Source organism: Pedobacter sp. UYP30 (assembly GCF_040547165.1).
Lineage (GTDB): Bacteria > Bacteroidota > Bacteroidia > Sphingobacteriales > Sphingobacteriaceae > Pedobacter.
Genome location: NZ_JBEPPD010000024.1, coordinates 1 through 19,604, shown reverse-complemented (window position 1 = coordinate 19,604; position 19,604 = coordinate 1). Strand labels below are relative to the sequence as shown.

Here is a 19,604-nt window from a genome sequence, read left to right as displayed (position 1 = left end):
TTTACTTATTTTTTGTTATAAGCAGCAGCAAATTCTTTGGCAAATTCTTTCAGTTTTACTTTACCTAAAACAGGGCGATGTTTGTAATAATCTTCGTAAAGCAAACCTGTACGGCCTGCCACACCCATTTCAACTATTCCTTTTGCGAGTTTTTCATTCATACCTTGTTTAATCATTGCATTAGTTAGCATTTTGTCAGAAATTTTTCCGTGTTTCAAATATGGTTTTCCGATAGCTTCACCCAATATTTTAGCTATTTCAGTAAAGGTGAGTTCTTCACTTGCTATGTAACGAATTGTTCTGCCCTCAAAAGGTTTGTCCATTTCTTCTGCAATAACAGCGGCAATATCAATGGGTGATACCATTAAATTCACCACGTCACCTCCATAGTTACCCATAATTATACCTCTTTTGCCACTCAAAAACCCACCAATACCATAATGTTGTAATGCTAATAAGCCGCCAATAAACCCTTTGCTTAATTGTTTTATTGCTGCTACATTAGCCATCAAATTGCCATAAAAGCCAACAGGTCGCATAAATTTTATAGAAACGTTATTTGCCAACCCGTTCAAGATATTTTCTACAAGATGATGTGCCGCTAATATACCAACACCCTTATCGGTGTGTCCACCAATACTACTAAGATGTATTGCTTTAGTAACTCCCGATTTCTGAATTGCTTGAACATAGCAGTGTGCAACACTCTTCCAAAGTGTTTCTATATCGGCATTAGGATCAGCAAAATGAAAAGGTGGTTCCATTAAATAAACGATATCCGCACCTTGAAAAGCTGATGAAAGAAATTTGGCATCAGTAATAGAACCTATTGCTGCCTTTGCACCTAATGCTTCAATGTCTTTTTGCCTGTCTGCTTTACTACTAATAACCGTAACCGAATGCCCTTTTTGCACCAACTCAATGGTTAGTGGTTTGCTGATGTTCCCTAACGAGCCTGTAACTACTATTTTCATTTTTTTTCTATTTTTATTTGACGCAAAATTCCGCAACAAATAAGAAACAGAGGTAAGCTAATCTACTTTTGTTGTATGAAAATATAAGGTCGGATTTGTTGATTGTCAATGCTTGATTGTATCGTACACCATTACCGCTAACGTTTTGAAAATTTGCGCAGAAATGGCATCACTTGCAGAACCATTGTCATAACGCACAAACCTAAATAATTAACTACAAATTTACATGAACCACCGTCAGCCATTTTTGTGCAAATTTGCTGTTATAGCAAGTGCCTAAACTTCAAATCTTTTTAAAACATTTCTTTCTGTATAGATTTCTTTCCACATTTCAATTTTATAAGTATCACAAGGATTTTCGTCATATGCAGATTTCAAATTTATTGAATAAACACGAACTCTATATTCTCCATTTTCAATTTCGGTTTGCATTTCAATTTCTGAATTTGGGCAGTCCATTATCTGTAAAATTCCAGAGCGAATTTTTAAACTTGCTTCAACGACATGGTCAAAGTCGCTAAAATTTTCAATCAAACTTTTAAACTCTAAAATTTCAAATTCACATTCTACTTTTCCTTCATCATTAGCGATACCAATTCCCAATACTCCATCTTCGACTGCAAGTTTATCCGCAAATGCTTTTTCTGTCCAAAAGCTTTCCGTTCCAGTATTTCCATTAGCATTCTTGTCGTTTAAGTAAAACTGTCCGTAATCTGTTGTAAATAATAAGGTTGATTTCATTTTCTAATATGTTCCCGACAGCTTCGGTGGGCATTGGCTATAACTACTAAATATGCGCTATACTATAGCGTATATTTTTCATTTAAGTTGCCCAAATTTACCATTAGATTTCAAATATTTAAGCTATCCAGTAAGCAGGTTTTGTTATTCTGACCTTTTTCTTCTTTTTTCTCGGACTATAATTTTTACGTCAGTGTATATCCTCACGATACAATCTCTATACAACTTACCAACTCAACGACCTGACGACTAAAACATCTAAACGCCTCGACGACCTAACAACTAACCAACTAACCAACTAACCCCTAACCCCTAACCTCTAACCCCAACCCAACCCAACTTACAGCTTCTCCTTCGTCCTGGGGTTATCATTCATAATCATTTTATCCCGTAAAGTTTGTTGTAGTGCAGATTGCTTATCTATGTTTACGACCGTTTGCAACACCACTTCTGCGGCTTGGCTAAAAAAGGGTTGGTTAATGGTTTTAAATTCGTCGGTAGCTTTGTGGTAATCTTTATGATCTTCTACACCGAAATATAAAAATGGAATATTCTTTGCATTAAATGCGCCCTGATCGCTTTGGTTCGTCCAATCATCGTGGCCCATTGTTGGTTCATCATGGCCGAAAAGCACCTTGATTCCAACTAAACTAGTGTCCACATATTTTTTTAGCTCAGGGTATTTATATGTTCCGGCAACATAAAGTTCTCCTTTATCGTTGTGGCTAATCATATCCATATTTACATTTATAAAAATGGTATTGATGTTTACTGGCGGATTTGCTACAAAAGCTTTTGATCCACGCAAACCCCATTCTTCTGCATCGAAGGCAGCAAAAATGATGGTGTTGGTAGGTTTGTGTTTGGCAAAATACGCCGCAATTTTCATCAGTCCAGCGGTGCCAGATGCATTGTCGTCGGCGCCATTATAAATTTCTCCTTTAATTACGCCGAGATGGTCATAATGGGCAGAAACCACTATTACGTTATTCGTTTTTCCTTCTATGTAACCTATTATATTGGTGCCATTTACGTCTTTTCCCTTGTCTTTAAAGGTAAATTCTTGGGCGTAATTTACGTTTTGAGGATAAGATTTTAAACCAAGTTTATCAAACCTCGCTTTAATGTATGTCCTTGCCATTTCTGCGCCTGGCGTGCCAGTTTTTCTGCCCTGATAAGCATCAGACGATAACACCTCTACGTCGTTAATTAATTCTTTGTCTAGTTTGCCAGCACCATTTTGATTTTTAACAGAAGAACAGCAGCTAAACAAAACAGCAAACGGCAGGACATATAAAAGTTTCATAGTTTCGGATCTTAGTCGGCAAGATAGGAAGAAAACTTGTTTATTGATTGATTTGACTTTATCAGAACTCCTGATTGGGCTTTAGGTTTTCTGTGCGCTATGCAACGGCTGTTTCTTACGCAGCATTGCGTTTTTAAACCTGATTGCAGCGACAGCCCGCAAAGCATGAGCGGCTTTAGCGAAAAGCAGGAGTGTGGTTTCAGAAGAACTTGTAACATTCGTTTTCAAATTTCTGTAGTTATAACTTGGGCGCTTTTATCCCGAATCAAAATCGGGAAAGGCTCGCTCTACACTAAATCTTTATTAGGCTTTATTGGTCAAATAAAGTATATCGTTTGTTAGCGCTGACAAACCGCATAATTATATTGGTTAAAATTAGATGCATTATTAGAAACTTTTTTGCACCTTTTCTTGTTAGCATTTGGAAAATTTTAAAATATGCAAAACCAAACCTTAATCCAGTATTTTCACTGGTACTATAACGAAGAGGAAAATTTGTGGACAAAAGTGGCGAACGAGGCGGCACATTTAAAGGAAATGGGTGTAACCATGGCTTGGCTTCCGCCTGCTTATAAGGGCTCGTCTGGCGGTTATTCTGTAGGTTATGATGCTTACGATCTTTTTGATTTAGGCGAATTTGACCAAAAGGGATCTGTAGAAACGAAATATGGCAGTAAGGAACAGTTTTTAAAAGCAATTGAGGCTTTACATGACCAAAGTATTGGCGTATTGGCCGATGCAGTTTTTAACCATAAGGCAGCTGGCGATGAGCTTGAGAGGTTTCTTGTACGGCGCGTAGACGAAAACGACAGAACAAAATTTATAAGTGATCCTTTTGAGATAGAAGCCTGGACCAAATTTACTTTTCCAGGTCGGGGAGATACTTACTCTAACTTTAAATGGGATTTTAAATGCTTTAGTGGCGTAGATTGGGCAAACGATATTAAAGAAAAAGGGATTTTTTCTATACAAAATGAGGTTGGAGGAGATTTTGAAGAGGTGCCATCGGATGAAAAGGGCAATTTTGACTACCTGATGTTCAACGACATCGATTTTCGAAATCGAGCCGTGGTAGACGAACTTAAATATTGGGGCGAGTGGTTGGTAAATTCCACTGGTGTAGATGGTTTTCGGCTAGATGCGGTGAAACACATTAGTCCGGAGTTTATTAGGGAATGGATCGCGCACTTAAACGCAAAATTTGATCGGAAGTTTTTTATCGTTGCAGAAAATTGGGACATTGTAAACTCGGTACAGCAAGAAACATATTTGCAACAAATTGAAGGCGAAACGCAGCTTTTCGACACCTTATTGCACCGTAGGTTTTATCTGGCCAGTAAGCAGGGAAAAGATTTTGATTTGAGCAGCATTTTGAACAATACGTTAATGAGCATTAGGCCAGAACTTGCGGTTACTTTTGTGGACAACCACGACTCGCAACCTTTGCAATCATTAGAATCTTACGTAGATTTTTGGTTTAGACCAATTGCCTACGCCATTATTTTATTGCGTCAACAGGGCATTCCATGTTTGTTTTTCCCAGACGTATATGGGGGCATTTATGATGATAAAAGTGAAGTTGGCGAAGATACTCACATTCAATTGGCCATTTTGCCTGAGGTAGAAATAATGAGCAGATTGAGGGCGCACTTAGCGTATGGTGAACAGTGTGATTACTTTAACCATAAAAACTGCATCGGCTGGACAAGAGCTGGCGATGATGAGCACGAACACAGTGGGCTGGCCGTTGTGGCGAGCAACAGTGAAGATGGCTTTAAAACCATGGACATTGGAAAAAAACATTGTGGAAAAACTTTTGTGGATGCTTTAAAACACCGAACAGATGAGGTGGTGATCGATCAAAACGGAAACGGAGGATTTCCGTGCAACGCAGGCAGCGTATCTGTTTGGGTAATTAAGGGAGGCTGAGGACGAGATTGAGGTATTGAGCAAGGAATAAGGAGCAAAGAACAAAGACTGGGCGCTTTAGCTCCCCTCGTTTTCTTTAGGAGAGGTTGGGGCAATGTCATTAACTTAAAGAAATCGTTTGTCAGAGGTTTAATATGTTTCAGATAAATCAATATAAATGACGTTTTGGTCTAAACTCGCTATAGCCAGCTTGCTGGGAATGGCCTAGCAGCAGTTTGGAGGAAAAAACGCTCAGAGGAGAAATCGGAAATCGGATGTCAGAAATCAGATAACGACGCAATTCATCGTAAATTGAGCTCCCCTCCTTTCTTTAGGAGGGGTTGGGGGTGGTTGAGGAAAGGTCTCGAAGCATCGATACTAAACAGCTTGGCGAATTTTTACCCAAAGAGGTGCCAGCCTTGAGTTTATTCATTAGCATTTATTGTTTTATTTGCGTTCATGAGCTCGCAAAAATGCTCGGTTTTGCTACTTTTTTGTCAAGAAAAAAGTAGGACTTCCGTCCGGATAGGACAGCGCAAGGCAGAGTGTTGGTCAATTTTCCAAGGCTGAATGGAGGAGTAATTGAAATAAGATAATAGTATAGTTGTCTGAAAATCAATTAATTATAAATAACGTCAATGTTAGCTTCCCGAATGGTTGGGACAAGTAGTCGAAGGACAACCATTTTATTGGTTTTTTCTTAAGCTAATGACATTTGGGGTTGGGGTTGGTTTTTAATGAAGAATCAAAGACAAGAATGATGCGAGATTTGATTTGAGAAAAAACGAAGCGCAAACCTAAGCTTGCAGATGCATAGCTTAGGCCAATGGATTAGCGGGAGGTTTCAATCTCCCATTAGCTTCAATTGAGTCTTTTTTAGCAACTGAAATATTTTCACTATAATATTTCAGTTGCAAATCATTAAAACTTATATTCGTTGTTATGAGAAAACTGCTTTATTTAATTGGCGTCGGGATAGTGTTTTCTATTGGCTGCAAAAGAGCGCTTAAAATTTCAAATTCGGAATTTAATCTTGTAGATCCATCACATCTAGAAAAACTAAAGTGGGGAGAAAAGTGCCAATTCAAAGAAGATAATAAAGTCGATATATTTACCTTCAAAAATAACTTAGGAACAGTTGCAGATCTAACAGTCGGCAATTACTTGTTGGATAATGGAAAATTAACTTTTCCAAAAGGCACATTCGATATTGAGAAAGTTGGAGAAGACTATCATTTAACATCTAATGGGAAACTTAGGTATTTATTGCTAACAGATACTGCATATAGTCGTTTAAAGGTGCAATTACAGCATCTTGACTTACAACAATCTGAGGCCGCTGTGAAAAATCTATCAATGTAAGTAAATTCAGTCTTCTCTTATCTATTTGCCCCAAAAGCCGGCAACGAAAAACGACCAACGAATTCTTCTACCTTCCCAAATTAACAAACCCAACTAAATTCTCCCATCTTCCGCCCGGAACGCGGTAGTACACAAAAATTTGATAAGTGTTGTCTGTTTGATAGAATGAGCCTTCAAACGCGCTGGTTTGCAGTGTCTTGTCGCTTTTGTTAAGCCAGGTATACTCATAATCATACAATCCTTGTTTTAATACCAGCGTGGTGTAAAACTGCTTTTTTTCAGGGTCGTAGATCAATTTATTTTCTGGGGTCAACGCGTAGTTGTTAAATTTACCCACAACATAAGCTTCGCCGTTTGCGGTTGGTGGAGTTGCATTTAAGGTGAAAATTACATTTGCGTAATCGGCTTCCGTTTTATCATCTCGTCCATCGCTATTGCGGATAAAGTAGTTCCCGTTCTCATCAAATTCGTTGGCGAAAGCTGTTTTGTTTCTAGGTAAATCTGCAAAAAGACGCACATTATTTGCATTGGCCTCGGTTTCTATGGTTTGTACCCCGCTAGACTTATAGCGCAAACTCCGAATGTCGAATTTTCTAAACTGGTTACCTGCCCAGAAATCGTTGCTCGTCAAATCATTATATATCAATTGATTTGGTTTAATGAAAGAAGGCTTTGTATTTAGTTGTGCAGTGTTTTGATCAAAATTTTGCATCACGATAGTTTTAACATCTTGATACGGATTATTGATCGGAACTTGATGACTGATGGTAAAATTAATTTTTTGTTTACTATCTCTATCGGCCACTTGATAAGAATTTGTGAGCTCCGCAGCTACCGAAAACTGTGGGTCTACTACATAAAATCGCTGTGAAATTACGGGTGTTTGGTCTGCATTGTCTTCATATATTTTTAAGAGGTAGTTGCCGCTAATTTTTGGAATAATTTGTTGGTTGGGCAACCTTAACTCGTAATGAGTATATTTTCTTATGGTGTTTGATGAGTAGCGATAGTCAAAAATCCTATCGCTGGCAAAGCTTTGCAAATAATCTACGCTTGATAGGCGAGAAGGTTTCCAATCCGAAGAGCAATGTTCAACGGTATAGGCATAGTTTTTTGTGCCTGCCAATAAATCATCAAAAGAAAAAGTAATGGTCTCCGTAGAATTTAGCCTTATAATTGGGATAGATTGTTCTTTTGCCGTATTGTAGCACTGCACAGTCTTAATGTTTGGCAAATACACCTTGTTCTCGTACAAAAAAGCATTATTACTTTGTGCCTTAGCAAGGCTACAATATAAAATAAGAATGCTTAAAAAAAATCTTTGCATGGTTAAAGCTAATAATTATCCTACAATTATTTTCTATAAGAACTACAATGCTTTCTTTTTTTTTGTTGAAAATTATCCCTCAAGATCCATAATTTCGGTTGCCAAACCTTCCCATATATTCTGGCTGGCATCTAAATCTTGTTTGGCAGTTAGATAACGTTTGTTGGCTTCTGCCAGTTTATCTGCGTTGCCATACACCTGTTCGTCAGCAAGCTCGGTTTCTATCTGCTTTACCTTTTGCTCCTGTTCGGCAACTTTTTGCTCTACTTTTTTAAGCTCGTCGTTAAGTTTTTTTAGGTGATTTGTTGCAGTTGGAGTAACCGGTTTTGGCTCTTCTTTCTTCTTTTCCGGCATTATTACCGGTATGGGTTTCGGTACGGGAATTTCTCGTTTGCTGTTCCATTCCTCGTATTCTGCGTATGTGCCCGGATATTGTTTAATTTTTTCTTCTTCGATAAACCAGATTTTATTTGCCACGTTATCCAAAAAGTACCTATCGTGAGAAACGGCTATAAATGTGCCCTCAAACTGTTGCAACGCTTGTATTAATATGTTTACCGATTGAATGTCTAAGTGGTTGGTCGGCTCATCTAAAATCAAAAAGTTAGAATCGGTGGTTAGCGATTTTGCCAGGGCAACCCTAGATTTCTCGCCCCCAGAAAGTACTTTTATCTTTTTGAAAACATCATCACCAGAAAAAAGAAAACAGCCCAATATGCCTCTAAGTTCGGTATCGGTATGTTTTGGTGCAAATGCCTGTAATTCTGCTAAAATGCTATTTTCTAAATGTAATGACTCAAGTTGGTGCTGCGCAAAGAACGTGGTAGTAACATTATGTCCTGTTTCACAAACGCCCTCAAACTGCTCTGCGCCTGCAATAATCCGTAGCAAGGTAGATTTACCTTTTCCGTTTGCACCAATTAAAGCTATTTTGTCGCCTTTTTCAATTACCGCTTCTGCATCTTCTAAAATATGCACGTTGGGATAATGCTTGGTAGCGTGTTCTATCATTACCACGTGCCTGCCCGATGGTTTTGAGAATTTAAAGGCGAAGTTTACCGTCGGATTATCATCGTCCACGTCATCTACGCGTTCCATTTTATCTAGCGCTTTCATTCTAGATTGTGCCATTTTAGCCTTGCTAGCTTTCGCCTTAAAACGCTCTATTAAACGCTCTTCTTGCTTTATTTTGGCCTGCTGATTTTTAAATTCTCCTTTTTGAATTTCGCCACGAAGCGCTTTTTCTTCTACATAAAAACTGTAGTTTCCGGCGTAAACGTTTAGTTTCCCTTTGCGAGACTCGATCGTACGGTTTACAATCTTATCTAAAAAGTACCTGTCGTGAGAAACGATTACAATTGCGCCTTCAAAATTGGCCAAGTAGGTTTCCAGCCACTTAATAGATGGTAAATCCATGTGGTTGGTCGGCTCATCTAGCAACAAAATGTCTGGTGTTTGAAGCAATATTTTAGCCAACATTACGCGCATGCGCCAACCACCAGAAAAAGTGTTTAACGGCCGATGTTGGTCTGCGGTGCTAAAACCCAGACCCGCCAAAATTTCGTTTGCCCGGTATTCTATGTTATAACCATCTAGCGCTTCAAACTCTTGTTGTTTGTCGCTAAGTTTGTTAAGGACTTCTTCGCTATAATCTGTTTCTATTTTTTTTAGCAGCTCCTCAATTTCGTCATGCAATTGATTTTGACGGTCAAAAGCCTCCATAGCCACATGTAAAATGCTATGGTGAGAATCGTACGAAAGCAAATCTTGGTTTAAGTAGCCGATTTTTAAATCTTTTGCCATGCTCACTGTGCCCGAAGTTGGCGCATACTCGCCTACTATAATCTTAAGTAAAGTAGATTTTCCGGTACCGTTAGCGCCAATTAAGCCCGCTCTATCGCCAGGTTTAATGTGCCAGTTTGCTTCGTCGTACAAGGCTCTAGAGCCAATTAAAAAGGTTAAGTTGTTTATAGAAATCATTGCGGCTGCAAAAGTACGAACCATTTACGACTTTAGATTGACGATTTCAGATTAAATTTCTAAGTGTGGTTACTAGCTGTATTGTATTTTTTGTTTTTATCGCTTCCGCTGATGCTCGTTTTTCTAAAATAAAACCGAGAGTATAATGTAATTACTGACCACAATTTTTCTTATTTCGAGCAGCAACCTGCACATTAAATATTGGAGATAATTTTATAGGGCTACATTTTTTAGCCGCCATACGCCTCAGTGCCATTGATTTTAGTAAACGGAGAAAAACTAATTTGCAAATACCGAAAATCTATTTACCTTTGTACTGTAATAAAAATAATTACAGAATGAATAGCAGATTTCCAATATCCTTACATATCCTAACTTTGCTCCACGATGCAAATGGGGAGGTTGTGAGTTCGGATTATCTGGCGGGAAGCATCAACATAAATCCGGTTTTAGTGCGTAAGGAAATTATAAACTTGCGAAAAAATGGTTTTGTAGATAGTAAAGAGGGTAAAGGAGGTGGTTCTTTTTTAGCTAAGAATGCGGCCGATATTAATTTAGGTGAAGTTTACAAGGCCGTAAAAACATCAAACGTTTTAGGAAAAAATAAAAACGAGCCAAATCCTAACTGCCCTATTGGCATGCAAATTAATCAACATTTGGATGGATTACGTATTGATGCTGAAAATTCTCTGATCCATAGTTTAGCAAAACAAACACTGGCAGATTTTGCGTCGAAATTTAGATAGCTTTTTTTTAAACAAAACTGTAATAAAATACATTACAATTAAGGGGAATAGTCATCTGTCACACTAAGCTTTTCGAAGGACACTTTATATGTTCTGCTCGATAAAGTCAGATTTATAAATTTAATAATCATTAATAAAGAATAAAATAACATGAAAGTAGCACTAGTAGGCGCCTCAGGATTTGTAGGAACGGCCGTTTTAAACGAATTGGTAAGTCGTGGTAATGAAGTTATCGCAATTGCTCGCGACACTACCAAAATTGAAAGTGGAGACGAAAAAGTAACTAAAGTTGCTGTCGACGTATTGGACACAGAAAAATTAGCGGAGGCATTAAATGGTGCTGATGCAGTTATTAGTGCATTTAATCCAGGTTGGAACAATCCGAACCTTTATAAAGATATAATAGCAGGAGCGCTCGCGATTCAGAAAGCTGTAAAAGCATCTGGAGTCAAACGTTACATCTTTATCGGTGGTGCTGGCACTTTACAAATTGGTGGACAACAATTGGTAGATGGAAAAGATTTCCCCGCTGACATTTATCCCGGTGCTTCGGCGGTTAGAGATTATTTTAATACTTTAAAAGAAGAAAAAAAATTAGACTGGGTATTCTTCAGTCCGGCAATTGAAATGCACCCAGGGATGGAAATTGGCCGTACAGGTAAATATCGTTTAGGGAAAACTTCTCCGGTTTTTAATGACGAAGGTCGTTCAATTTTATCGGTAGAAGATTTATCAATCGTTCTTGCTGATGAACTGGAAAACAACACTTATCATCAAGAGCAATTTACAGCAGGTTATTAGATGATAAAAAATGTAAAATAGAAGAGGTAATCAGATTTAAAAAAATAAAAAGGGAGTTAATTATCTTTTTTTTTAGCTCCATTCAATATTACCTTTTCTATTTTTCAATAAGTTTTTATCTTCGTGGTATGTATCGCTTAGTAAAACCACTTTTTTTTAAGTTCGACCCAGAGAATGTTCACTACTTTGTAGTGAAACGGCTTAAGTGGTTTAATGATATTTTTCCACTTGGAAAGACCATTATTCGTGGCAGTTTTGATGTTAACATTAAAGGGTTGGAGCGCGAGGTTTTTGGCATTAAATTTAAAAACCCGGTAGGTTTGGCTGCTGGTTTCGATAAAAACGGCGAATATGTAGAGCCGCTGAGCAATTTGGGGTTTGGGTTTATAGAGGTAGGTACGGTAACGCCGATGCCTCAACCCGGAAATGATAAGCCGAGAATGTTTAGGCTGCCCAATGATGAAGCGCTGATAAACCGCATGGGCTTTAACAACAAAGGAGTTGATGTGATGGCCGAGCGCTTGCGGATGGTAAAAGACAAACATCCAGATATTGTTGTTGGTGGAAATATTGGCAAAAATAAAACCACGCCAAATGGTGAAGCGCTTTACGATTACTTGATCTGTTTTAAGAAACTGTTTGATGTGGTAGATTATTTTGTGGTAAATGTTAGCTCGCCAAATACGCCTGGCTTACGCGAACTGCAGGAAAAAGAGCCACTAAAAAACATTTTAAATGCCCTGCAAACGGAAAATCATAGCAATGCTTTGCCAAAACCCATTTTATTAAAAATTGCGCCAGATTTAACCAATAGTCAATTAGACGATATTATAGAGATAGTCGCCGAAACGAAAATTGCCGGCATAATTGCCACCAATACCACCATTAGTAGGGAAGATTTGCTTAGTGATGAAAAAGAGATTGCAGAAGCTGGAGGATTGAGCGGGAAGCCCGTTAAAAGTAGGTCTACCGAAGTAATTAAATATTTGGCTGAGAAATCTAACCGCGCATTTCCAATAATTGGCGTGGGCGGAATCCATTCTGCTGCCGACGCGAAAGAGAAAATGGCTGCAGGCGCTAGTTTGGTGCAACTTTACACAGGTTTTATTTATGAAGGACCTGGATTGATAAAAAGAATTTGTAAAGCATTGGTTTAAGCGTTAATGGTAAATTATTAATGTTTAGTGTCAAATGAAGGAGAATGTTGTTAAAACTAAAAGTTTTGAGTTTGCAGTTCGGGTAGTTAGGCTTTATCGATTTCTATGTGAAGAAAAGAGAGAATTTGTACTGAGCAAGCAACTTTTAAGAAGTGGTACGAGCGTAGGGGCTATGGTGCGAGAGGCAGAGCACGCGGAAACAAAAAAAGATTTTGTACATAAAATGTCAATCGCTCAGAAGGAAATCAACGAATCAATCTATTGGCTGGAGCTTCTGAAAGAAACAGAATATTTAAACTCAGACCAATTTCTAAGTTTAAATAACAATGCAGTTGAATTAATTAAGTTGATTACGACTATAATTAAAACAACTAAAGCTAACATGAACAATTAGCAGGCAGAATTAACAATTAATAATTAACCATTAGAAAAGATTTTGAATAAAATCTTTTCTTTATTTGCTCAACGAAGCTAAAACAGCGTTGTTTTTAGCCAATTGGTCATTTTTTGGTTGCACCGAACGCGAACCCAATTCTAAATTGGTAGCCAACTTTAAAAATTTAATATCTTGCGAAGCAAAATTTTTATTTCTTCTGTCTTTTCTTTTTAATCTTGTAACTGCCATGGTGGTATTCTTTTATAATTTCTTTGTTAAACCTTAGAGGTCGAGAGCGGATTCGAACCGCTGTAGAAGGTTTTGCAGACCTCTGCCTAGCCACTCGGCCACTCGACCATTTTTTTATTAGTTTGCAAAAGTAACAATAAAAGGCTACACCACAAACAAGTTTCTTTAAATTTTTGGTTAAAGACTCGTTTAGCCTTTTCTTGCAATCTCTGCGCAGAAAATGGCAGCGCTGATGGCAACATTTAAAGATTCTGCATCGCCAATTCTTGGTATGGTTACTCGGTTTGCTATCTGCGCGATGATTTCTGCCGAGATTCCATTTCCTTCGTTACCAAGTACAATAAGCCCTTCTGTACCAAAATTTGTTTTGTAAATAGACTTGCCTTCTAATAAAGCGCCGAAAATCGGCAGGGCAACTTCGTTTAGAAAACGAGGTAAATTTGTGTAATAGATGTTTGTAGCCGCCAAGCTGCCCATGGTTGCCTGTACAGTTTTGGGGTTGTAAGCCTCCACGGTGTTGTGTGAGCAAACAATGTTTTTTATTCCAAACCAATCGGCTGTTCTTATAATGGTGCCCAAATTCCCGGGATCTTGTACGCCATCTAACACCAAAGTAAAGTTGTTTTTAAATTGAGTATAAGAAGCAACTTTAGTTTCTGGAATTTTTACCAACGCCAACAAATCTTGCGGATTTTGCAAGGCACTAATCTTACCCAGTTCTACGTTGTTTAGTTCAAATAAGTTTATATTTGCAGGCAACTGGGAAATAAAAGCCGATTTTTCTGCAACATGATAAATGGCTTGGACTTTATAACTGGAATTTATAAACGATTGTACAGATTTTTGGCCTTCTACAAAAAAAAGGCCATTTTCTTTGCGATACTTTTTTTGATGCAACGACTTAACAAAACTAATCTGCGATTTTGAAAGCATATTTTTACCTGCCTTTTTCTAATTTTTATAAAGTTGCAATATTACTATTTATTATTGTTTTAATACAGGCTTGCTCCTCTACCAAGTATATTTCTGATGATCAATCTATCGTTAAAAAGGTTAAGATCGATAGCATAGACCCAAAGTTTGAGGAAGAAGCCTACAATTACGTTCAAAAAGACATTCGGCCTGCATCTGCGCTGAGCATAAATGTGCCGCTTTACAACCTTTTTAATACCAAGGGTGGAAGTTATAAAACCAGTAACATAAAGCCGTTTGGCTCTCCTCCGGCAATTTTAGATAGCACTTTGGTAGAAATCTCTCGTAACCAGATAGAAAAATTTTTAAAAGGCAAAGGGTATTTTAAGGCCAAGGTTAAGGCAGAAATATCCGTGGCAAATAAAAAAGCCGAGGTAAACTTTAAAGCCTCTCCAGGTCCTGCCTATTTTATTGGAAGCATTAAAGATTCTATAGCCAACCAAAACATCAAACAGCTGTATGAAAGTCAGAAGCCAAAGTTTTCTAAGTTACATGTTGGCATGCAGTACGATGCTGATTCGCTAAGTTATGAACGGGAGCAGATTTATCGCATTTCTAAAGAAAATGGCTATTATTATTTTCTGCGGCCTTATATAAATTTCGATGTGTTTGGAGCAGATGTTGTTACGGCCGACAACAAGGTAGATTTGCATTTAAACGTTACTGATCCGCCCAATGGCGAACATAAAACTTATACCATTGGTACTACGCAGGTTATTGTTGCACCAAATCCCGATGGCTTTCCAGATAGCTTAAGATACAAACTGAGCAAAGACACCATAAACCACATTGTTTTTACCGATTTTGCGAAGCGATACAGAAGGAATCCTATTGTGCGCTACGAATTTTTAAAGTATGGAGATTTATACGACATAAAAAAAGAGAACCTCACTTACGACAGACTTTACCAATTGAATATTTTTAAAAATGTCAATGTCAATTTTTATCGGACAGACAGTACCTCCAACAAGCTTACCCCCGTAATACAACTTATTCCACAAAAGGTAATGAGCAATAGGGTAGAAGGCGAAGTTCCTTTTAACGGCGGTACAGTTGGGTTTAATTTAAGTAATACATATACCAACAACAATATTTTTAGAGGTGCCGAGCGATTTGAGCTGCAACTAAAAGGCGGCCTACAGTCTCGGATAGGGAATGGTGAAACTCCTTTTAAAGATATTTACCAGCGAGATTTCTCGATCAGCGCAAGCATCGCGGTACCGCGGTTACTTATTCCGTTTTATAATTTTGGCATGGGCAAAAACGGGATGCCTCACACCACATTTTCGTCGAGTTATATTTATGCTTTGCAGAAAGATATATCCGTTAGGCGGATATTTATCAACTCGGTTACGTACGATTGGGTAGAGACAAAATCAAAGCTTCACTCGCTAACACCTTTAAATTTTGAGTATCGTTTTGGGAACTTAAATAGAGATAGCCTTACCAGCGCCGACGCAATAAACAACTTGTACTATATTGCTTTGCTTGATAGAAAAGACTTTACCCTTGGCACAAAATATACCTATTCCTTAAATGCTGATAAGCTAAATGAATATAGAACATTTATGTACTTTAGAGGAAACATAGAAACTGCCGGTAATTTGTTGCAGGCCCTTTCTAGTATAAGTGGTAAAAAATATGACGTTGCCAATGGCGATTATGCCACATTTTTAGGACTTCCGTACAACCAATATATTAGGCCAGATGTAGACCTTCGTTGGTATAAACACCTATCGAGAGATAAACAATTTATTGCAAGGCTTAATGCAGGCGTTGGCTATGCTTATGGAAATTCTACCCGCTCTGGTTTGCCGTTTGAGAAGAAATTCTTTGCAGGAGGATCTAGTGGCATTCGGGCATGGCAGGCGAGAACGCTAGGCCCAGGCAATTACAACAGAAAAACCCTGGGAAGCGACGAGTTAAGACGTGCACTTTTTGGGTTGGATCAGCTAGGCGATTTACGCATCGAGACCAACTTGGAATATAGGTATAAATTGTTAGACAAGTTTTTTGGCGCGACTTTAAAAGGTGCTGTTTTTTTGGATGCAGGCAATGTTTGGAATTTAACAGATGCAGATGGTCCAGAAAAGAAGATAGATTTCGCCAAGATTGGTCAGCAGTTAGCCATAGGAACGGGAATGGGCTTTAGGTATGATGTGAAATACTTTGTTTTTAGGTTCGATATTGGTTTGAAACTTAAGGATCCCGAATTTTTGGGAAGTGAACAATGGGTAATTAGCAAGTTTTTAACGGGAGGAAAGGCCTTTAAAAATGAGTATAATGCCACTCATGGACCAGACACCTACCGTTTTCTACAATATAATTTTGGTATAGGGATGCCTTTTTAGAGGGTGGAGGGTGAAGGCGTTCAGTCGTAAAGGCGTTTAGTCGTGAAGTCGTTTAGACGTAAACTCGTTGATTTGTAAAGCCGTTGATTTGTAAAGCCGTTGATTAGTATAGGCGTTAGATCATTGGGTTGGTCAATTTACTATTTTTTGGATGCCTGCCTGCTTGGAGGTTTTCCTTAAAAAATCTGGGTTATGTTTTGCGAGGGTTTGCTTGCTGCTGCCAAAAAAATTGTACCAAGCCCCTTTAACGCAAGCATCATAAAATAGAAATAAGCAACTAATAGTTTTTTAAATAGTCGTCAATCTCTAACTGCCGAAAGCTAACTTCTGAAAACTGATTTCCGCTTTACGCGTGAGGGATATGAGCGGAAAACCCACAGCGAGGAACGAGCGAGGATTTGCAGCGTTAGCCCGACCCTTGCGCAGCTTGGGGCACGCCCAAATTATTTGAATAACAAACTGATAAAACTTTAAGTTGTTTTTAACAATAATTTAAGGTTTCCGTTAAAACAAATTCTTCAGCGCATCGAATATGCTCTCGAAAAACGTACTTAGGTTTAGGCCGCTGCTGTGGTTAAAGTACACGAATGCCAAAAATATAATTACCGCAAAGATGATGAGTTTTCTAAAGGCAAATGCCAAGATTACTAAAATAATAGGAATTAAAAATAGCCATAAACTGTTGATGGCATACGGCGTAAGGTCGTTATTTTTCTTATAAACATAAACCAGCTTGCTATGAGTGCCTATGTCATTTTGATGCTTGATGTATACAAACGTAGATTTCTCTATCGGGAGCTGTAGAATCGCTACCCCATCATTAAATTTTAACTGCTGCGTAAATCCGCTGATGCTAAAGGTGTAAACACCGTTAATGTTCTCTTTCGGTACACCTACAGAATCTGCTGCAATGATGGCCAGCTTGTTATTTTTAAGTAAATTCTCCTTTACCAAAAAATTGTTGATTGCAGAAGTTTGCGCAAAAGCAGCGGTTCCAACAGCACAGAGTGATAAAAAAAATATGATTTTTTTCATTGCAACTAATTTTTTATTAAAATTTGAGGTTGGGCAACAGCGCATAATCAGCTAGGCAAATCTACTCTAAAATGTTTCTTCAATTTTAATCATTTAAATGCTGCTTTTAAAATCAGTTTAACATAAAAATACTGTAGGTTAAAAACGACGCAAAGGCAACCCATACTATATATGGGATGAATAAGAACCCGGCCCATTTGTAAATTCTATGAAAATAAAAGGCGTTAAACAAAATTACAAGCAGTAGTGCAATAATCTCGGCTAGCGCAAAACCTATCTCATGCATGTAAAAAAAAATAAACGACCAAGCTAAATTTAAAATTAGCTGAATAAGGTAGATGGCTATGGTACGAGGAAAATGTGCGATGCTCTTTCGCCTTTGCCACACCAAATAAGCGGCAATTCCAATTAAAATATAAAGGGTTGTCCAAACCGGGCCAAACAACCAGTTGGGTGGGTTAAAAGAAGGTTTGTTTAAGGTAGAATACCACGTTTTTACACCATTGGCCGTTGCCCAAGCACCCAAACTGCCAACGCCAAGAGTTAAAAAAATGTTTAAAACTAACGCTAACGGACTAAACTTTATGTTTTTTTCTTCTTTCATAACTTAAATTACCTGTCTATACCAGGCACCACTGGTAGGCTTTCTGTTCCATCTTCGCCAACACTTTGTACAGCGAATAAGCAGTTGTCTTTGCTGTAGGGCAAGGTTATTTCGGTTTGCACGGTAAAAAACTTTTTCTCCCATACTGCACTACTGCTTTCGCGCATTAAAACATAATAACCTTTTACTTTACCTTTTTTTGGCGCTTTCCAATTAAACGCCGCCGAGTTGCTTAAGTTTTTTACAACAACCTTAACCTCGGTAGGTACCGAAGGTGCTTTTGCCAAACTAGCAAGTACCGAAAGGTTGATGCACGTATTCTTGCGCAAATATTCAAAATCCATAAACTTAATCAAATCACCATATTCAGTTCCATTTTCGGTTCTCAAATCTTGGTGCTGATGGTTAAAATTTTCGTTCATCTCTGTTAAGCGTACAGCTGTAAATCCATTGTTTAGGTAGGGAAGATGGTCTCCCCCGCGTAAAAAGCGATCGCTGCGGTATATCAATTTAACCTCTAAATGATCTACGTAGCGTTCGCCAATTTCTTTAACATACCGGGCCAACTGCCTACTTTTGCTGTCGTTTTCTAAACCTAATGACCTAATATATTTTGCTGTTTTGTTTAGCTGGTAGTTAGGCAAACCTTCGCTAAACACTCTAAACTTCGTATTATCGATAATGTTTGTACCGCTGCTATTGTTGCTGCCAACAATATCATTATTTAGCACCGCTTCTATCTCCCAGTTTTCTTTTTTGGCTTTATCTGCCATAAAGGCAGAGCCAAGCAGCCCTTGCTCTTCTCCGCTTACCGCCACAAAAATTACGGTTGCTGGGAAAGCGTGCTTGCTCATAATGCGTGCGCTTTCCAATACTGCCGCAACGCCGCTACCATCGTCATTTGCACCGGGGGCATCGCTTTTGCGGTTCATAATATCGGTAACCCGACTATCTAAATGCCCACTGATGATGAAAATACGTTTATCATTTTTATCCGTTCCTTTTAAAACAGCCACTGCATTGGCTAAAGAAATGGCTGCATCAACGCGTTTGCCGTCGGCTTGGTAGGTAATGGTATCTAAATAAGCTGTTAGCCTGCCGTTACTTTGCTTTGCAAATTGGTTAAATTTATCAACTACCCAATTTCTTGCCGCTCCAATTCCCCTTTTTTCGTTGTTGGTATCGCTTAGCGTGCTCCTGGTTCCAAAAGCAACTAGGCTAGTAATGTAAGATTTTAAGGAATCTGGGTTTACGGCTGCAACCATTTCAGCAATTTCTGCATTTCGATTGATAACCGTTTGGGCAGAGGCAGAAAAAATAGACATACAGCATAACAGCAGTAGGTAGCGAATCTTCATGCGTAGATTTTTTTTAAAGTTAAGCGTAATTATTTTAAAGAAACAGGAATTTTAAAAGTTCGTTGTTGGTTTTTCGTCCTTCGTTTTTTGTCGGCGTTCTCCGAGACTAGCCGCGCGTAAATAGTAAAAGTTAACGAAATGTTCAGCGCGCTTTTGATGATTTATAAAGTTAACTATATTTACAGCGAAATTACAGGGGCAAAGGTTCCGTAATACAGCCATTTTAGGTTTATTATGGAATGTTTATAGCTCCTATATATAAGTTATATGCAAGGCTATTGCAGACCTATCTTCTGAAACATCTTGCTAAAAAGAAATAAAAAATGAGAACTTCTTATATTTAGAGATGGGGAAAAA

At 38.2% G+C, this 19,604-nt stretch carries 17 protein-coding genes and 1 tRNA gene; 7 read left to right on the top strand and 11 right to left on the bottom strand.

Translation table 11 applies throughout. The features are described from left to right. Positions 1 to 5: 5 nt before the first annotated feature. From ABIB40_RS18340 to ABIB40_RS18330, 3 genes are all read right to left on the bottom strand, one after another. Positions 6 to 974, bottom strand: coding sequence for an NAD(P)H-binding protein (locus ABIB40_RS18340; RefSeq protein WP_354360953.1), 969 nt, complete (start codon positions 972 to 974; stop codon positions 6 to 8). 276 nt (positions 975 to 1,250) lie between these two features. Continuing rightward, entirely contained in the window at positions 1,251 to 1,715 is a 465-nt protein-coding gene (locus ABIB40_RS18335) for a hypothetical protein (RefSeq protein WP_354360951.1), read from the bottom strand. A 340-nt stretch (positions 1,716 to 2,055) separates the two neighbouring features. After that, positions 2,056 to 3,021: a M28 family peptidase gene (locus ABIB40_RS18330; RefSeq protein WP_354360950.1), complete on the bottom strand. Its 966-nt coding sequence runs from the start codon at positions 3,019 to 3,021 to the stop codon at positions 2,056 to 2,058. A 438-nt stretch (positions 3,022 to 3,459) separates the two neighbouring features. Between ABIB40_RS18330 and ABIB40_RS18325 the strand changes: the two genes are divergently transcribed. Continuing rightward, positions 3,460 to 4,950, top strand: a complete 1,491-nt coding sequence (locus tag ABIB40_RS18325) for an alpha-amylase (protein WP_354360948.1) — start codon at positions 3,460 to 3,462, stop codon at positions 4,948 to 4,950. Positions 4,951 to 5,871: 921 nt separating this feature from the next. Beyond that, a complete protein-coding gene (locus ABIB40_RS18320; RefSeq protein WP_354360946.1) occupies positions 5,872 to 6,291 on the top strand; it encodes a hypothetical protein in 420 nt (139 codons plus the stop codon). Between the two features lie 67 nt (positions 6,292 to 6,358). On the opposite strand, the gene ABIB40_RS18315 is transcribed toward ABIB40_RS18320, so the two are convergent. Then, on the bottom strand, positions 6,359 to 7,618 hold the full coding sequence (locus ABIB40_RS18315; RefSeq protein ID WP_354360944.1) for a type IX secretion system plug protein: 1,260 nt from the start codon (positions 7,616 to 7,618) through the stop codon (positions 6,359 to 6,361). A 72-nt stretch (positions 7,619 to 7,690) separates the two neighbouring features. Further along, complete coding sequence (locus tag ABIB40_RS18310) at positions 7,691 to 9,598, bottom strand: ABC-F family ATP-binding cassette domain-containing protein (RefSeq protein WP_354361015.1); 1,908 nt, start codon at positions 9,596 to 9,598, stop codon at positions 7,691 to 7,693. Positions 9,599 to 9,936: 338 nt separating this feature from the next. Between ABIB40_RS18310 and ABIB40_RS18305 the strand changes: the two genes are divergently transcribed. The 4 genes from ABIB40_RS18305 (at position 9,937) to ABIB40_RS18290 (ending at position 12,696) form a co-directional block, all read left to right on the top strand. After that, positions 9,937 to 10,344 carry an RrF2 family transcriptional regulator gene (locus tag ABIB40_RS18305; RefSeq protein ID WP_354360942.1) on the top strand — a complete coding sequence of 136 codons (408 nt, stop codon included), beginning with the start codon at positions 9,937 to 9,939 and terminating at the stop codon, positions 10,342 to 10,344. Between the two features lie 150 nt (positions 10,345 to 10,494). Continuing rightward, positions 10,495 to 11,145 carry an NAD(P)-dependent oxidoreductase gene (locus tag ABIB40_RS18300; protein ID WP_354360940.1) on the top strand — a complete coding sequence of 217 codons (651 nt, stop codon included), beginning with the start codon at positions 10,495 to 10,497 and terminating at the stop codon, positions 11,143 to 11,145. Positions 11,146 to 11,273: 128 nt separating this feature from the next. Further along, positions 11,274 to 12,302: a quinone-dependent dihydroorotate dehydrogenase gene (locus ABIB40_RS18295; RefSeq protein ID WP_354360938.1), complete on the top strand. Its 1,029-nt coding sequence runs from the start codon at positions 11,274 to 11,276 to the stop codon at positions 12,300 to 12,302. 34 nt (positions 12,303 to 12,336) lie between these two features. Beyond that, positions 12,337 to 12,696, top strand: coding sequence for a four helix bundle protein (locus ABIB40_RS18290; protein ID WP_354360936.1), 360 nt, complete (start codon positions 12,337 to 12,339; stop codon positions 12,694 to 12,696). A 60-nt stretch (positions 12,697 to 12,756) separates the two neighbouring features. Here ABIB40_RS18290 and ABIB40_RS18285 read toward each other — a convergent pair whose 3' ends face one another. The 3 genes from ABIB40_RS18285 to ABIB40_RS18275 form a co-directional block, all read right to left on the bottom strand. Then, on the bottom strand, positions 12,757 to 12,927 hold the full coding sequence (locus tag ABIB40_RS18285; RefSeq protein WP_354360934.1) for a spore protein: 171 nt from the start codon (positions 12,925 to 12,927) through the stop codon (positions 12,757 to 12,759). A gap of 37 nt (positions 12,928 to 12,964) precedes the next feature. Continuing rightward, positions 12,965 to 13,035: transfer RNA gene (locus ABIB40_RS18280), tRNA-Cys, on the bottom strand. Between the two features lie 81 nt (positions 13,036 to 13,116). After that, positions 13,117 to 13,860: a TrmH family RNA methyltransferase gene (locus tag ABIB40_RS18275; RefSeq protein ID WP_354360932.1), complete on the bottom strand. Its 744-nt coding sequence runs from the start codon at positions 13,858 to 13,860 to the stop codon at positions 13,117 to 13,119. On the opposite strand from ABIB40_RS18275, the gene tamL reads away from it, so the two are divergent. Continuing rightward, positions 13,851 to 16,250: a translocation and assembly module lipoprotein TamL gene (gene tamL, locus ABIB40_RS18270; RefSeq protein WP_354360930.1), complete on the top strand. Its 2,400-nt coding sequence runs from the start codon at positions 13,851 to 13,853 to the stop codon at positions 16,248 to 16,250. The genes ABIB40_RS18275 and tamL overlap by 10 nt on opposite strands. A 504-nt stretch (positions 16,251 to 16,754) precedes the next feature. On the opposite strand, the gene ABIB40_RS18265 is transcribed toward tamL, so the two are convergent. From ABIB40_RS18265 to ABIB40_RS18255, 3 genes are all read right to left on the bottom strand, one after another. Continuing rightward, the gene (locus tag ABIB40_RS18265) at positions 16,755 to 17,285 is read right to left on the bottom strand and encodes a hypothetical protein (protein WP_354360926.1); all 531 of its coding nucleotides are present in this window, start codon (positions 17,283 to 17,285) and stop codon (positions 16,755 to 16,757) included. A 112-nt stretch (positions 17,286 to 17,397) separates the two neighbouring features. After that, positions 17,398 to 17,889 (bottom strand): TspO/MBR family protein, encoded by a 492-nt coding sequence (locus ABIB40_RS18260; protein WP_354360924.1) that lies wholly within the window; start codon positions 17,887 to 17,889, stop codon positions 17,398 to 17,400. 8 nt (positions 17,890 to 17,897) lie between these two features. After that, the gene (locus ABIB40_RS18255; protein ID WP_354360922.1) at positions 17,898 to 19,247 is read right to left on the bottom strand and encodes a M20/M25/M40 family metallo-hydrolase; all 1,350 of its coding nucleotides are present in this window, start codon (positions 19,245 to 19,247) and stop codon (positions 17,898 to 17,900) included. Positions 19,248 to 19,604: the final 357 nt, after the last annotated feature.

Excerpts from the sequence above, each read along its gene's own strand:
- ABIB40_RS18285 (WP_354360934.1), bottom strand. The coding sequence starts at position 12,927 with ATGGCAGTTACAAGATTAAAAAGAAAAGACAGAAGAAATAAAAATTTT.
- ABIB40_RS18320 (WP_354360946.1), top strand. The coding sequence starts at position 5,872 with ATGAGAAAACTGCTTTATTTAATTGGCGTCGGGATAGTGTTTTCTATT.
- ABIB40_RS18340 (WP_354360953.1), bottom strand. The coding sequence starts at position 974 with ATGAAAATAGTAGTTACAGGCTCGTTAGGGAACATCAGCAAACCACTA.
- ABIB40_RS18335 (WP_354360951.1), bottom strand. The coding sequence starts at position 1,715 with ATGAAATCAACCTTATTATTTACAACAGATTACGGACAGTTTTACTTA.
- ABIB40_RS18290 (WP_354360936.1), top strand. The coding sequence starts at position 12,337 with ATGAAGGAGAATGTTGTTAAAACTAAAAGTTTTGAGTTTGCAGTTCGG.
- ABIB40_RS18325 (WP_354360948.1), top strand. The coding sequence starts at position 3,460 with ATGCAAAACCAAACCTTAATCCAGTATTTTCACTGGTACTATAACGAA.
- ABIB40_RS18315 (WP_354360944.1), bottom strand. The coding sequence starts at position 7,618 with ATGCAAAGATTTTTTTTAAGCATTCTTATTTTATATTGTAGCCTTGCT.
- ABIB40_RS18305 (WP_354360942.1), top strand. The coding sequence starts at position 9,937 with ATGAATAGCAGATTTCCAATATCCTTACATATCCTAACTTTGCTCCAC.
- ABIB40_RS18310 (WP_354361015.1), bottom strand. The coding sequence starts at position 9,598 with ATGATTTCTATAAACAACTTAACCTTTTTAATTGGCTCTAGAGCCTTG.
- ABIB40_RS18260 (WP_354360924.1), bottom strand. The coding sequence starts at position 17,889 with ATGAAAGAAGAAAAAAACATAAAGTTTAGTCCGTTAGCGTTAGTTTTA.
- ABIB40_RS18255 (WP_354360922.1), bottom strand. The coding sequence starts at position 19,247 with ATGAAGATTCGCTACCTACTGCTGTTATGCTGTATGTCTATTTTTTCT.
- ABIB40_RS18330 (WP_354360950.1), bottom strand. The coding sequence starts at position 3,021 with ATGAAACTTTTATATGTCCTGCCGTTTGCTGTTTTGTTTAGCTGCTGT.
- ABIB40_RS18295 (WP_354360938.1), top strand. The coding sequence starts at position 11,274 with ATGTATCGCTTAGTAAAACCACTTTTTTTTAAGTTCGACCCAGAGAAT.
- ABIB40_RS18275 (WP_354360932.1), bottom strand. The coding sequence starts at position 13,860 with ATGCTTTCAAAATCGCAGATTAGTTTTGTTAAGTCGTTGCATCAAAAA.
- ABIB40_RS18265 (WP_354360926.1), bottom strand. The coding sequence starts at position 17,285 with ATGAAAAAAATCATATTTTTTTTATCACTCTGTGCTGTTGGAACCGCT.
- ABIB40_RS18300 (WP_354360940.1), top strand. The coding sequence starts at position 10,495 with ATGAAAGTAGCACTAGTAGGCGCCTCAGGATTTGTAGGAACGGCCGTT.